This is a genomic window from Puia dinghuensis (assembly GCF_014642875.1).
GTDB classification, from domain to species: domain Bacteria; phylum Bacteroidota; class Bacteroidia; order Chitinophagales; family Chitinophagaceae; genus Puia; species Puia dinghuensis.
This window is the reverse complement of record NZ_BMJC01000006.1, coordinates 42,497-57,085: the sequence shown is the minus strand read 5'-3', so window position 1 is coordinate 57,085 and position 14,589 is coordinate 42,497. Positions and strand designations below refer to the sequence as shown.

Sequence of the window (14,589 nt, the reverse complement as noted above, 5' to 3'; positions counted from 1 at the left end):
AAGATTATGCAATCCACTATAAAGACATTATTCATTGGTTTCGCGCTCTGCCTCGCAGGGGTGGCCTGTACGAAGGTTGGCGATCTGCCCTCCCGTACATTTGCGAACGGGAAGGCGCCGGTGTTGACGGATTCGGCCAAGATCATGACTCCCCACCTCACCGACTCCAACAGCGTCGCCCTGACGCTTAGCTGGTCGAATCCCCAATACGCCACCGACTCGGCAACCCAGAAGTACATCATCGAGATCGATTCTTCCGGCCGCAACTTCGCAAAGGAAGCGACCATCGTCGTCAGCGGCGCGCTGCATTATGCTTTCACTGCAAAACAGTTTAACAGCATTTTATTGGGTTTCGGATTCGCGTATAATACGGCATACAAGGTGGATATTCGCATCACTTCATCCTATGCGAACAACAACCAGCAATTACAGTCCAATGTGGTGACGGTGAATTTTACCACGTATGTGGTGCCGCCCAAGGTTGCACCGCCCGCCTCCAAAATGCTGTTCCTGGTTGGTAGCGCGTCATCCGGCGGATGGAATAATCCCGTCCCGACGCCGGCCCAGCAGTTCACGCTGGTCGATTCCGTTCTGTACCAGGGCACCTTCTTCCTCAATGGCGGCCAGCAATACCTGCTGTTACCCGTCAACGGGGACTGGAGCCAGAAGTATGCAGTTCAGGACAATACCGTTGCCGGGCTTAGCGCGGGCGGTGCCTTTGGTTATTATTCGGGCGCTAACCCCTCGGTCTACAACTCGAATTTCCCCGCGCCGGCCAAGAGCGGTTTGTATACCATCACGGTCGATTTTCAGCAGGGGACATTTACGTGTACCCTGGTGAAACAATACGGCCTGCTCTGGGTACCGGGAGACTACCAGGGCTGGACACCCGCTTCGGCTGCGACATTGGGGTCACCCAAAAACGACGGCAACTATGATGGCTACGTCAATATCCCTGCGGGTGGAACCTATCAATTCAAGTTCACCGGCGAGGCGGATTGGAGTGGCGCTATCTACGGCGATACTGCTGCCAATGGGCACTCAGGGGTGCTCAGCCTGGGCGGCGGCAACAATTTGACAGTACCCGGTGCGGGGTATTACGAGATCACTGCCAACACCACTGCCGGGACATGGAAGGCGACAGCCACCACCTGGAGCCTCATCGGCAGTTTCGCGGCCAGCGGCTGGAGCAATGATGTCAACATGACCTATAACTCCGGTTCGAATTCCTGGACGGGGACGATCACGACGGCTACCGGCGATCAGTTCAAATTCAGGGCTAACCATGCCTGGACGATCAACCTGGGGGATGCCGGTGGCAGCAACGTGGGAAGCCTGTCCTATGGTGGGAACAATATCGGCGATGCAACGAAGAATTTCGCCGTCCCGCCGGGAACGCACACCATCACCTTGTATCTGGGCAACCCCGGGTACTATTCATATATGATAAAATAGCAGCACATTCTGACACACATGAGAGGATTTCTTCTGGCTGTGCTTTCCTGTTTTGCCGGTCACGTCGCGACGGCTCAATTGCTGACAACACAGCCCCTATTCCCGGTGGATACGAGTACGGTGACGATAACGGTTGACTGTTCAAAGGGCAACCAGGGTTTATTCGGGTACTCGTCCACGGGGGATGTTTATGTCCATGTTGGGGTGATCACCAGCCAGAGCACCGGCCCTTCCAATTGGCGCTATGTGCTCTTCACCTGGGGAACCACCAACCCCGCGGCCCACGCCACCTACCTGGGGAACAACCGGTACCAGTACACCATCAGCAACATCCGTAGCTTTTTTTCCGTGCCCGCGGGAGAGCAGATCCTCCGCATCGCCATCCTTTTCCGGAATGGAAGTGGCTCCCTGAAACAAGCCAACAGTGATGGGTCGGATATGTTCGTTCCGGTATACGATGGTTCATTGGCCACCCGCTTTCTCCAACCCCCTTTTCAACCGACCTACAACCCTATTCCGGAGCCGATTCACAAGACGGCAGGCGATTCGCTGCCAGTGATCTATGCCGCCAGCAAGCCCGCCAACCTGAGTCTGTACTTCAATGGGACGAAGATCGATTCGGTCACTGGCCAGGATTCGGAGGTGACGACCCTGCATCTCACCACCGCTGGCGCCCAACAACTCATCGCCCGGGCAAGCGATGGGACGACCACGCGCGCCGATACGCTTAGCTTTTATGTGTCGTCCGCCACCACTATCGCCAACCCTCCTTCAGGCACAAAAGATGGCATCAACTATCTTCCGGGAGATACTTCCGTCATTCTCTTATTGTATGCACCGCATAAGAATAAGATCGTTGTGGTCGGTGACTTTAACAACTGGACGCAGCAGACGGCATACCAGATGAACGAGACGCCCGACAGCAATTATTTCTGGCTGCGCATCGATCACCTCCAACCGGCAACCGAATACGCATACCAATATGTCATCGACGATTCCATCACCATAGCCGACTACAACACCGAAAAAGTCCTCGACAAGGCTGTAGACCCCGGCATCCCTGCATCTACCTATCCGGGGCTGCGCGCCTTTCCCGCAAATGCCGCCGGCAACCTGGCTTCGGTGATGCGTACGGCCCAGCCACAGTATAGCTGGAAGGTTACGTCCTTTCAGCGACCGGCCCCCGCCAGTCTACGCATCTATGAATTACTGGTAAGGGATTTCACTTCGGCAGGAACATACCAGGCCCTCATCGACACGCTGGCCTATCTGCAACGGCTTGGCGTCAACGCCATCGAGCTCATGCCCGTCGCCAATTTCGAAGGCGCATCCAGCTGGGGGTATAACCCGAATTTCTATTTCGCCCCGGACAAGGTGTACGGACCGGCGAATACCCTCAAAGCCCTCATCGACTCCTGTCACGGCCGTGGCATGGCGGTGATCATGGATATGGTGCTCAATCATTCCTTCGGCAGCTCGCCGATGGTGCAAATGTATTGGGACCGTATCAACAACATCCCGGCCGCAAACAGCCCCTGGTTCAGCCCCTATTATACCCATGACTTCGATGTGGGCTACCAGTTCAATAATGTAAGCCCGGCTACGGCTGCTTTCAGGGAAAGAGTTATTGCCTACTGGCTCACGAATTATCATATCGACGGCTATCGCTTCGACCTGGCCACCGGGTTTACAAAGATCAACTCCTGCAATGCCACCGGTGGCGCCTGCAATGACGCCTTGTGGAATGCCTACGATACGACCCGGATCAACATCTGGAACACGTTGTATGCCGCGCAACAGGCGGCCTCACCTGGCAGTTACTGTATTTTGGAAATGTTCTCCGCCAACAACGAACGGGCCGTATACGGCGCGGGCGGGATGATGGTTTGGAATAACATGAGCTATAATTATCAGCAGTCTACCATGGGCTACAACACCGGGTGGGATTTGAGTGGCGCTACAAGTGCTGCCACAGGCATCGCCCAGGCCGGCATGGTCAACTACCAGGAGAGCCACGACGAGGAAAGGTTGCAGTACAAGAATGAACAATACGGTAACAGCGGAGCTTCCTATAACATCAAGGACACCGCCACCGGCCTGCATCGCGACGAACTGGCGGCCGCATTCTGGGCGATGATCCCGGGACCCAAGATGTTATGGGAATTTGGAGAATTGGGATATGATTATTCCATTAATTGGTGCACTTCGGGAAACGTAGATCCTTCGGGGGGATGCCGCCTCTCGCCCAAGCCCGCTCGCTGGGACTATCTGGCAGATGCGCGAAGAAAGCACTTGCATGATGTATACGCCTCCTTGTTCCGGCTCAACGATAGTTTTCCTTCACTGGCTTCATCGGGTCAGGCGCAGTATTCCCTGTCAGGGGTCTTTCGGACGCTCCGGGTTTCGGGTAATGGGTTAAGCGTCGTAGTAGTTGGCAACTTCGATGTGGGGTCGCAGACCGGGCAGGTAACCTTTCCCCTCTCCGGCCAGTGGTACAATTATCTTGGCACGGACTCTATTCTCGCCACGGGCAGTGCCCAAAGCATTTCCTTGAATGCGGGTGAATATAGGGTGTATACGAGCAAAAATCTACATGATACGGCAAGCGGCGCTCCTGTGACCCCGATTCCCGGGGGCGCGGGGATTCGGGTCGATCCAAACCCTGCAACGGGCAGTGGGTCGGTGATCCGGTATTCCTTGCCTGTTGCCGCCGATGTGGCTATCTCGGTATACTCCATGATGGGAAACAGACTCGGCGCTGTCGACTTGGGTAGGATGCCGGCGGGTAGCTATACCCTTACACCCGCACAGTTGCCCGTGAATTTCAACACGCTTGCCCCGGGGATCTATGTGCTGCGCCTGGATTACGGCCAGCAGCATGTCCACAGCTCCTTTTTGGTGGTCCGGTGAGCCTTGGGTTACCCCCGGTTTGGGCTACCGCCCGGAAGAACTTTTTTGTACATTACATCGAAAATTGCCTCGATGGAAGGTCCGCAATACCCAAAGATGTACTTATACCGACGACTCGTCCAGGCAAAGCTTTTTATCGATACTCATTATGCCGAACCCATCGACCTGGATGCCATAGCCGACGAGGCCGCCTTTTCCAAATTTCACTTTATAAAACAATTCAAGCACATTTATCGCAAGACGCCCCACCAATACCTCATCGCCGTAAGAGTCGAAAAGGCGATGCAATTGTTGAACGATGGCCTCCCGGTTACCGAAGTCTGCTATAGCGTGGGGTTCGAAAGCCTGGGGTCCTTTAGTAGTCTTTTCAAGCGCGTTACAGGCATCACCCCCTCCACTTATCTCGCCCGGCAGCAGGCACTCAAAGCACACCAGGCAAGCGCTCCCCTCAACTATATCCCGGGCTGTTTCGCCGAAAAGAAAGGCTGGCTTAAAAAATGACAATTTTCGAGAAATGAGTTCCGCGCTGATTGCCGTCCTTTGGTGAACAAAGAAAAGGAATGATAACAAAATTGACACATGTCAACGTCTGGGTCATCAACCAGGACAGCGCCTACGACTTTTACACCAACAAATTGGGATTCAAAGTCAAACTCGATTTGCCGATGGGCCAGGATGGCCGTTGGCTTACCGTTACGCCACCGGGGCAGCCCGATCTCGAGCTCGTCCTGTTCCCTGTGTCGAGAAGCGTGTTCTCCGGGGAAACGATCGATTCCTTGAAACATCTGGTGCAGAGCGGGACGTTCGGCGTAGCCGTTCTTACCTGCGATGACATTTTCGCCACCTATGAAGAGCTGTCAGCCAAGGGAGTCGAATTTTCCAAACCTCCGACAAAGGAGTTCTATGGCACCGAGGCCATCTTCAAGGATGACTCCGGCAACTGGTACTCGCTCGCACAACTCACTTAACCACCATCATCATGAAAACGATTTTCGACAAGACTACCAGAGATCAACTGGTAGCCAGAATCGCTTTGCTCACGGACGACAACAAGGCGCAATGGGGCAAAATGAATGTTTACCAGATGGTGAAGCATTGCCGTCTGTTTGAAGAGATGATCCTTGGCAAGACAACCTACAAACGGGCATTTATTGGCCGGCTATTCGGCAAACTGGCGCTTAGAAATGTAATGAGCGAAGGGCCCCTGGCGCATAACACGCCTTCGCTACCTGAGCTTATCATCAAAGACAACGGGCAAATCGCGGTTGAAAAAGAACGATGGGTCGCGCTCATCGAAGAGCATGGCCATTCTTCCGGCGTCACGATCATTCATCCCTTTTTTGGCAGGATGACCCGTGAACAGGTCGGCATCATGGCCTACAAACATACCGACCACCATCTCCGGCAGTTCAATGTTTAATGGGAAGCTACAAAATTTTCCAATCTGTCGAAAGCAGACCCCCAGCCATTGTAAAAGCCCATTTTCTCCTGTTGTTTGCAATACTCTTCTGTCGGATGAATGACACTAAAAGTAAAATTGGTCTTATCGCCATTTTCTTCAAAAAGCGCCTGCAGGATCACCCCTTCCGTCATGGGTTTGAAGTTGGCCGAGGATACTACCTTCTCGAATTCGATGATCTCTGAATAGACGCCTTCAGAAATGAATTCATTTCCGTCCGGCATCAGCATTACATACTTCCAATGGCCGCCTGTTTTAAACTCATGTTGAATGACTTTCACCTCCATTCCCTTTGGGCCCCACCATTGAGCAACATGCTCAGGCCTGGTCCAGGCTTCCCAGACTGTTTTTACAGGAACATTAAAGGTCCGCTTCAAGGTCAAAATTCGTTTGCTGATGTCATTTGGATTTTCCATTTTTTTTGGTTTTTTTTATGTGTAACTGATTTACATATTCTTCAAAGGAGTCAATTCTTTCCTCCCATAACCCCTGGTACTGGGCGATCCAGTCGGCGATCTTCTTTAATTCTTTTGGTCGTATGGCACAAAAGGTTTCCCTGCCTTCTCTTTTTATCTCTATTATTCCACATTCATTCAATATTTTGATCTGCTGCGAAATAGCCGGGCGGCTGATATCAAAATGCTCCGCTATGGCGCCCAGGTTCATGGGTTGGCCCGAGAGAAGACTGATGATCTTTCTCCTTGTCGGATCGGCAATTGCTTGAAACACGTCTCTTCTGGATGCTGTAGTCATAATTAGTAAGCGTACGCTTACACAAATATATAGGTAAGCGTGCTCTTACCAAAATTTTTTTTGTTTTTTCTCCGGCAGGTACGCCTCGACGATATTTCGAAGTAATGGTTTAAAAAAAGCGATATTTCGTAAAATGACTGCAATCTCAGAAACGTGAACGATTAGTTTTCAAAAGATTATCTCCTGGCATATAATTGGAAAGGTATCTAATGGATTTAGAACCTTAGCATATGTCAATGACCTCATCAGCCACAGCACTCCAAAGCGAAGAAAAGGACACCCCGCTTAAAATTCAGACACTACAGGAGTTGTACGAACAAAGGGCCGGCGGGCAGGAGATGCCGCACCGGCATCAGGATACCGAGATCCTCTGGATCAGGAATGGTAAAGGCAGCCTGGAGATCGACTTGAAAAAATACAATATGGGGAGCAATACCTTGTATTGTATCAGCCCCGGACAGTTGCACCAGCTGGAGCCTGGTGAACAGGCAGAAGGTTATTTGATCTCCTTTCCGGAATACCTGGTCAATTCAAGCGGCGACGAAATGGAATTGGTCTACCGGTTCAACCTTTTCCACCTGCTGACAACAAGCCCCGGCATCAGCATGCAACCGGAGCTGGCTGACGAAATGGACGAGATCGTCAGGCGGTTGTATAAGGAGACGCATCACGGTAATGTCTTGAGCAGGGAAATCATCCGCCGGTATACCAGTATCTTCCTCATCTACATCGCCAGGCAGCTGGACGGCGCCATGCAACTGTCCTTACAATCGAGGAATGTGAAACTGGTAAGAAGTTTTATCGAGCTGCTGGAGAAGAACTACATGAACTGGAAACTGGTGAAGAACTATGCCGGCGAGCTTTCGGTGACTGCTAATTACCTCAATGAAGTTGTTAAAAAGATATCCGGCTTTTCCGCCGGGTATCATATCCGGCGGCGGGTGGTGCTGGAAGCCAAACGCCGTGCCGTCTATTCCAACGACAGCATGAAGCAGATAGCCCATTGGCTTGGCTTCGAGGACACCGCGCATTTCAGCAAATTCTTCAAGGCGGTGTACGGAAAGAATTTTAGCGATTTCAAGAAAGAAAATTATTCTCCTATCAGTTAACCAAAACCGAAAGCCATGGCTATTTCCAGGGATGCTCCTGTCATCCTCCCCAAAGACGTATTGATCGGCCATCCCAAAGCGCCCGTCACCCTGACAGAATTCGGCGACTATGAGTGCGAGAGCGCCCTGCACAATAACCTCGTCGTCCGGGAAGTCCTGCGATTGTATCCGGGTACATTCAATTTTAATTACCGTCATTTTCCACAGCTGCGTATTCATCAGCGGGCCCACAAAGCTGCCGAGGCGGCCATCGCAGCGGCGCAAGTAGGAAAGTTCCCGGAAATGCACGATCTGCTGTTGCACAACCGGAGAAATCTGGGAACGGCCAGTCTGGCTTTTTATGCCCGCGAACTGGGCATCGGCGGGCTTCATTTCCTGGATGCGCTGGTCACCGGACGCTTCGGTCAATATGTACAGGACGACTTAGCCGCAGGCATGCGATTGGGCATAAAACAAGCGCCGGCCTTTTTCATCAATGGAAAAAAACTGGAAGGCCGCCTCTCCGTTAAAAACATCTGCGATCAGGCCAAGACATTGTGCAGGCAGTTAAAGTTTCCGACAGGCTATTCTAAATAAGCATTTGGCAGGCGATCACTTCAGGCAGGGTTTTTTAAGTACGACCCGGCAATTGCCGGGTCGTTTTTTTTAGATCTACAGGTTCACAGCCAGCTTCGCAAAGGGCCGCATACCGTTATAGCCCATTTGCACGGCATCCCATGGTCCGCCTGTTTCGCCGTCAAATGATTGGGCATTGGCGCCGGGTACGATCCCCAGATCGGGATGCACATTGAAAATATTGTCCACTCCCCAGAAAAGGCTCACCTTTTTGGAGAATCGGTAGGAGAAGAACAGATCGGATACAACTTTGCCATGGTAGTCAAAGATCTCAGGCACCAGTGGCCCGGACTGGTCCGCCCCCAGGTTGACGACAGGCGTAATGCCTGTTCCGATGAGGTTGGGGTCGCCCTGCTTCCCCGTTCCCAGTAAGGAATTGTCGCCTGAATAGCCATACCCTTCCAGCTTGATCTGGCCGAAATAGGTGAAATGCGTGCCCACCGTGAATTTGTTCACATCGTATTGCAGGTTGAGGCTTACCTTGGCGGGCGGAGCCGAGGCTTTTACAAAATACTGTTCCCTTCCGCTGAAGAAGGTCTGCTGGTGCAGGTAGGTATCGTTCAGCTCGGCCGGGACATTCACCTTGTCGATATTCATGTGCTGGAGATTGCCGGCCAACAGGACACTGAGCTTGTTCCTGCCCCAGGTCTGAGACCAGTCGGCCACTACGTCCAGTCCGTAATTGGTGGTATTGACGGCATTGGCGAAGAATTGCGCACTATTCACCTGCAATGCCTGCAGTGCACTGGTCAATTTGGAATTTAGCGTATTGTCGGTCGCCTGGAAGGTACCGGACAGGACGACCCTGTTGGTGATCTTCACCCAGTATCCGTCCACGGTGAGGGTGAAATTATTCACCGGTTTCCAGGTGCCCCCCACGCTGGCATTCACCGATTTCTCCTGTTTCAGATCGGGAATCCCTGCCGCACGGGTGATGGGGCTATAGTTCGGGGCTATTTTCACCAGCGAAGGGACGCCTGCGATCACGTTACTTTCGGTATTGCTGAAGTTTATCTGCTGCAGCGAAGGCGCGCGGTAGCCGGTGCTCACCGATGCGCGGAGATTGACATGGTTCGGCAGCTTCACCCGGGTGGCGAATTTATAGGTATTGACGAATCCAAAATCCGAATAGTTCTCCAGCCGGACGGCTCCATCCACCAGCCAGGCTTTTGTAATGTCGATCGCCACGTCCCCGTAACCCGCTATGTTGCTACGGGTGGCCTTACGTACATCCGCCGGCTGGAAGCCGGGAAATCCCTGCGCGCCCGTAGCGGGATAGGTAGTGTCGCCATTCGGGTAAGCAACGGGTTGGGTACTGTAGTTCAGATAGGAGGCTTGTTCTCCTTTGTAGACACTATATTGCTCATACCGGTATTCACCGCCAAAGGCGAGAGTCATGCCTTCCGCAACGCTTTTGTATTGCCTTGAGACATCCAGGTTGATCGTATTCTGGAAAAAATAAAATCCACCGTCATCGAAATGGTTTCTGGTTGCGCCTGCCGCTCCCAGGGAGGCATTGAAAGTCCCGTCGCCGTAATAGTGGAAATTATTGCCTCCCGCAGTATTGCTGAGATCCCAGTCCCACTCGGCGATGTCGCCCTTGAGACCGAAGGACAAAGATGCATCCGTAATATGTACATCTTCTTTCGGGTTGTAATAAATATCACTGGCCGAATTGATGTTCACGGGATTGGTGTAGGAAATGGATGCGGGGCCGGCAAAATGCATGATACCCGGTACGAAGATCAGGTTTCCGTTGCCATCGTTGGGAAACCGCTCGGGGTGTCCGGTGAAATTCCTGGAGTAGGCGTAGACATTGGAATTTTTGTAATTGTATCCGCCAAAGGCATAGAAGGTGGTCCTGGTGCCGGCCAGGGGAATTTCTGAATTGATCATGATCCCACCCGATGTGACGGAACCATCGCCCATGGCCCTGCGTACATTGTTGACAGGGAGGGCCTTCGGATTGCTGAATATATTGGTGTCCGGCACCTGCCGGAAAGTCTTGCCCTGGCTCATGAAGTTGAGGGAATAATTGAGGAACCCATTTTGCCTGCCTAGGGAAAACCCATGGTTGAGACCAAAGGTGAATGTTTGCCCGTCAAACCAACTTCCGGTGACATACTGATTCGGCTGTACGCTGTTGAGGGAATTGTATTTATGATCATAATAGGCGGAATAACCAGCCGACACCGCAAGGTGATTCACATCCCTTTTCAGGATAATATTCATTACCCCTGCTATGGCGTCTGACCCATATTGTGCCGAGGCCCCGTCCCGCAAGATCTCGACCCGGTCGATCGATGCTTCCGGGATGGCATTCAGGTCGGTTCCGGAATTACCCCGGCCGCGTGTACCGAAGAGTGCTACAAAGGCCGTCTGATGGCGGCGTTTACCATTTACCAGCACCAGGGTTTGATCGGGCCCCAACCCCCGAAGAGTTGCCAGGTCGATGGCATCGGCGCCGTCACCGCCGCTTTGCTTATTGTAATTGAAAGAGGGGGCCGTCATATTCAGCAGGGAGGTCAGCTCCATTTTGCCTGTCGGCAGCCCCACCTGGTTTACTTTGATGACGTCCACCGGAACAGGGGTTTCCGTTTTGGCCCGCCCTGCGCCCCGGCTCCCGACGAAGACGATATCCTGCAAGCTGCTGGCGGCCGGTTGCAGGGCAAGCGTAACTTCCGATTGACCATTGAGCGGGAAGGATTGGGGGCTGTACCCGATGATGCTTATTTCCAGCACATCATTGGAGCCCGCTACCTGCACTTTAAAGATGCCATCATTGTCGGTGGAAGTGCCTGCCTTGCCGAGCCGGCTCTTTACACTGGCGCCTGCGAGCGGGGTCCCGGTCTTGGCGTCGACCACTTTACCGGTGACTATTTTCTGGGCAAATAACAGGTAGGAATTGAGGATAAGACATACCAGTAGCAGTGCTTTTCTCATACAGCAGATTTTCGTTACTTTAAGATAACCATATTATGGGACGTAAAAAACTAAATTACCCGGATCAGGGCTATGCCTGGCACCATCAAACAGAAGGCCTGAAGGAAGACCCCGCTATATAAGATTGCTATGAACTTGTTCGGTTGCGTTAGGACGCCCAGGGTTCTCACGACTCCGGGCATCCTGTTGCTCAGTAGCGGTAATGACAATTGTCATGAGAGGCTTTATGATAATGACTTCAGGAAGATGCGAATCCCTTCACCAATCTCCCGGACATGTGTTTCCAGTGCGAAGTGCCCGGTATCGTAAAATTTCACGATGGCCTTGGGAAGATCTTTTTTGAATGCCTCTGCACCTGGAGGTAAGAAGAATGGGTCCTTGTCGCCCCACACAGCCAGGAAGGGCGGTTGATATTTTTTGAAATACTGGTGAAAGGCAGGGTACAATGCGACATTACTGGCGTAATCCTTAAACAGATCGAGCTGCAGCTCGATATTGTCTGCGCGGTCGAGCAGAAGCTGATCGAGCATATAAGACTCCGGCGCCACAAGCGTCTTATCGCTCACCCCGGTGAAATATTGCCATTGGGTCATTGCGGCGGTGGTCATGGCCCTGAGATTATTACGATTCTCTTCGGACGGGTCTGCCCAGTATTTCTGTATAGGATTCCATCCATCGCTGAGGCCTTCTTCATAGGCATTGCCGTTTTGGGAGATGATAGCTGTGATCTTTTCAGAATTGGCCATTGCCAACCGGAATCCGACCGGGGCGCCATAATCGAATACCTGGATAGCGAATTTGTTCAGTCCGAGCAGGTCGATCAGCCCCTGCACATAGGAGGTGAGGTTGTCGAAGCTATACCGGAATTGGGTATGATGCGGCGCATCGGAAAAACCAAAACCGATGAGGTCTGGCGCGATGACATGGAATTCCTTAGCAAGCATCGGGATCAGGTTACGGTACATATGCGAGGAAGTAGGAAAGCCATGGAGTAGCAGGATCACAGGCGCCCCCGCGGGACCCGATTCCCGGTAAAAAACGTTCAGATCATTAACCTTGACGGTCCGATATTTTGGCGTATTCATATGTTTTGTTTTAATTGTTAAGGAATGCATGAATGTTCTTCGCGATCTCGAGGTGAAATTCTTCGAGGGCCAGATGACTCGTGTCGTACACATGTAGTTCTGCCCCCGGTACATCACGTTTGATGGCCTCGGCCGCGCTGACGGGGAAGAACACATCATTCCTGCCCCATACAAGTAGCATTCGCGGCTGGGTGGTTTTGAGCCATTGCTGCCATTTTGGGTATTCCGCCAGGTTGTTACGGTAATCGTAGAGCAGATCGAGCTGGATATCCTGCTGGCCGGGCCGGCTGAGATAATATAGCGCATCGTGGTAGTGATCGGGATTGACTGCCTGCTGATCTTTTGCCCCATTAAGAAAGAATAGCTTGATACCGTCGAGGGTCAGCAGTGGCTTGACCAGCTTCTCGGTCTCGGAGTTGCGGTTGCTGAGATAAGGGGCCGCATCGTGCATGGCCGGGCCAAGCCCCTCTTCATAAGCATTGGAATTTTGCAGGATAAAGCTGGCAAACAGCTTGGGCCGGCGTAATGCGATGCGAAAGGCGATAGGTCCGCCATAGCCGAGCGCATACACATGCGAGTGCTGAAGGCCCAGTTGATCCATGAAATGTTCGATCGTCACCGACAGATTGTGGAAGGAATAGTCATACCTGGTTTTGTCGGGCGCCTCACTGTTACCAAAGCCCGGAAAGTCAGGGGCGATGAGATGGAATTCTTCCTTAAGGTCGTTCATCAGCTCCTGGAATGCGCCGGAGGCATTGGGGACACCGTTGAGCAGAAGGATGGTTTGTCTGCCGGGTTCTCCGGCTTCCCGGTAAAAAATGCTGAGTCCATCGACCGGGATGTACTTGTAACGAAAAGTTTGCGTGTTCATCGTATTGTTGGTTTTTGCGTGAAAACAGACCGACTTGTTTTATTGACGATTCAAAGATAGGAGAGATTCTACAAAACAGACAAGTCTGTTTTCTTATTGATACAAATATTTTTTCTATGGTTGGGTAAAGTGTTGATAATTAGATCAATTTGGAAACGATTCGTTTTGCTGTCTCCACCGGCCAGACGGCGCGGTGAACTTTATTGGCGATGAGCGCCCCTTCAAACAACAGATAAATCTCGTCTGCAAGAGACTGTTTACCAATAGGTTCGAGCAATTGAGCAAATAGGTGGCGTACCCCGTTCTTCTGTTTTCGGATCTGTTGCATAACCCGTTCATTCTCCAGCGGTGTCTCGGAGATTATATTGAGGAACTGGCATCCATAATATTCCTTTCCCTGTACCAGGCCTATGAGGTAATCGAATACGGCCAAAACCTTCTCTTTTGGCGTACTCTTTTGATCCGCAGCATCTTGCAATGCTTTATCCGTTGCCGCACCTGTGGTTTCCAGATAGGTCATGAGGATATCTTCCTTTGTCCGGAAGGCCGTATAGACCGAGGATTTCACTACCCCGGACTCTTCGATGATCTGGTTGATGCCTGTATTGGCATAGCCCTGCTTATAGAAAAGCCGGGAGGCGGTGGCGATCACCGTATGTCTAATGGAGTTCTTTCTTTCAGCGGGCATGTGGCAAAATTACACAATTGCCCGGACAGACAAGTCTGTTTTCGCCTATTTTTCCTTTTTTCTCGCCCGCATCTTCTCTATGCCCAGCTTTTTTTATTACTTACTGGCGGCAGATTTTCGGACCCGGCTCAAGGTTTCCCGCGTAATGCCAAGAAAGGATGCGATCATATTCTTCGGGATACAAGCGGCAAAACCGGGATACACCTCCAAAAATGCCAGGTATCTCTCTTCTGCGCAATGACTGATAAAGGACAATATTCTTTGCTGTGCAGCCATAAAGCTTCTGTCAAGGATAGTACTGATCATCTCATTGAAAGCCGGGATCTCTTTCAACAACCTGGTGAAGTCCCGATCCCTGATCAGGATCACTTCACTTTTGATTACCGCATCGATATTGAATTTGGATGGTTTCCCCGATTTTAGACTCTCCCGGTCGCCGACCCACCAATTATTGACCCCGAATCCGACAATATGTTCCTTGCCCTGCTCGTCGATCGAATAGGTACGAAGGCAGCCTCTTACAATGAAAGCATGCAACTTCCATACATCGCCTTCCTGCAGCAGATACTGTTGTTTCCGTAATTTCTTATAGGTACATACCGATTCTATCCTCGCCAATTCCTCATCGGTGAGTTTTACATACCGCCTCGTGTATTTTTTGAATATTTCGAATATTGTGCTGTCCATATCTTTGCGGAAAT

General features: G+C 51.7%; 14 protein-coding genes. 7 read left to right on the top strand and 7 right to left on the bottom strand.

Features of this window, described 5'->3' with window-relative positions; genetic code table 11:
• The first annotated feature begins 6 nt into the window (after positions 1-6).
• From IEY39_RS25475 to IEY39_RS25455, 5 genes are all read left to right on the top strand, one after another.
• Positions 7-1,455 carry a SusE domain-containing protein gene (locus tag IEY39_RS25475; RefSeq protein ID WP_188937041.1) on the top strand — a complete coding sequence of 483 codons (1,449 nt, stop codon included), beginning with the start codon at positions 7-9 and terminating at the stop codon, positions 1,453-1,455.
• Positions 1,456-1,473: 18 nt separating this feature from the next.
• On the top strand, positions 1,474-4,365 hold the full coding sequence (locus tag IEY39_RS25470; protein ID WP_188937040.1) for an alpha-amylase family glycosyl hydrolase: 2,892 nt from the start codon (positions 1,474-1,476) through the stop codon (positions 4,363-4,365).
• Between the two features lie 72 nt (positions 4,366-4,437).
• Positions 4,438-4,866 carry a helix-turn-helix domain-containing protein gene (locus IEY39_RS25465; RefSeq protein WP_188937039.1) on the top strand — a complete coding sequence of 143 codons (429 nt, stop codon included), beginning with the start codon at positions 4,438-4,440 and terminating at the stop codon, positions 4,864-4,866.
• Positions 4,867-4,925: 59 nt separating this feature from the next.
• Positions 4,926-5,333, top strand: a complete 408-nt coding sequence (locus IEY39_RS25460) for a VOC family protein (RefSeq protein WP_188937037.1) — start codon at positions 4,926-4,928, stop codon at positions 5,331-5,333.
• 11 nt (positions 5,334-5,344) lie between these two features.
• Positions 5,345-5,785 carry a DUF1569 domain-containing protein gene (locus IEY39_RS25455; RefSeq protein WP_188937035.1) on the top strand — a complete coding sequence of 147 codons (441 nt, stop codon included), beginning with the start codon at positions 5,345-5,347 and terminating at the stop codon, positions 5,783-5,785.
• Here the strand turns inward: IEY39_RS25455 and IEY39_RS25450 are convergent.
• Positions 5,782-6,240, bottom strand: coding sequence for an SRPBCC domain-containing protein (locus IEY39_RS25450; RefSeq protein WP_188937033.1), 459 nt, complete (start codon positions 6,238-6,240; stop codon positions 5,782-5,784). The two genes, IEY39_RS25455 and IEY39_RS25450, sit on opposite strands and share 4 nt — an antisense overlap.
• On the bottom strand, positions 6,224-6,577 hold the full coding sequence (locus IEY39_RS25445) for an ArsR/SmtB family transcription factor (RefSeq protein ID WP_188937030.1): 354 nt from the start codon (positions 6,575-6,577) through the stop codon (positions 6,224-6,226). Before IEY39_RS25445 ends, IEY39_RS25450 begins: the two co-directional genes overlap by 17 nt.
• Positions 6,578-6,807: 230 nt before the next feature.
• Here IEY39_RS25445 and IEY39_RS25440 point away from each other — a divergent pair, with 230 nt between their 5' ends.
• Positions 6,808-7,686, top strand: a complete 879-nt coding sequence (locus IEY39_RS25440; protein WP_188937028.1) for an AraC family transcriptional regulator — start codon at positions 6,808-6,810, stop codon at positions 7,684-7,686.
• A 15-nt stretch (positions 7,687-7,701) separates the two neighbouring features.
• The gene (locus IEY39_RS25435) at positions 7,702-8,262 is read left to right on the top strand and encodes a DsbA family protein (protein ID WP_188937026.1); all 561 of its coding nucleotides are present in this window, start codon (positions 7,702-7,704) and stop codon (positions 8,260-8,262) included.
• A gap of 75 nt (positions 8,263-8,337) precedes the next feature.
• On the opposite strand, the gene IEY39_RS25430 is transcribed toward IEY39_RS25435, so the two are convergent.
• The 5 genes from IEY39_RS25430 to IEY39_RS25410 all read right to left on the bottom strand — a co-directional run bounded on the left by IEY39_RS25430 (position 8,338) and on the right by IEY39_RS25410 (position 14,575).
• Positions 8,338-11,244: a TonB-dependent receptor gene (locus IEY39_RS25430; protein ID WP_188937024.1), complete on the bottom strand. Its 2,907-nt coding sequence runs from the start codon at positions 11,242-11,244 to the stop codon at positions 8,338-8,340.
• Between the two features lie 224 nt (positions 11,245-11,468).
• Positions 11,469-12,329, bottom strand: a complete 861-nt coding sequence (locus IEY39_RS25425) for an alpha/beta fold hydrolase (protein WP_188937023.1) — start codon at positions 12,327-12,329, stop codon at positions 11,469-11,471.
• A gap of 10 nt (positions 12,330-12,339) precedes the next feature.
• Positions 12,340-13,200 carry an alpha/beta fold hydrolase gene (locus IEY39_RS25420; RefSeq protein ID WP_188937021.1) on the bottom strand — a complete coding sequence of 287 codons (861 nt, stop codon included), beginning with the start codon at positions 13,198-13,200 and terminating at the stop codon, positions 12,340-12,342.
• A gap of 139 nt (positions 13,201-13,339) precedes the next feature.
• Positions 13,340-13,888 (bottom strand): TetR/AcrR family transcriptional regulator, encoded by a 549-nt coding sequence (locus tag IEY39_RS25415; protein ID WP_188937019.1) that lies wholly within the window; start codon positions 13,886-13,888, stop codon positions 13,340-13,342.
• A 96-nt stretch (positions 13,889-13,984) separates the two neighbouring features.
• Positions 13,985-14,575: a Crp/Fnr family transcriptional regulator gene (locus IEY39_RS25410; RefSeq protein WP_229689093.1), complete on the bottom strand. Its 591-nt coding sequence runs from the start codon at positions 14,573-14,575 to the stop codon at positions 13,985-13,987.
• Between the last annotated feature and the right edge of the window lie 14 nt (positions 14,576-14,589).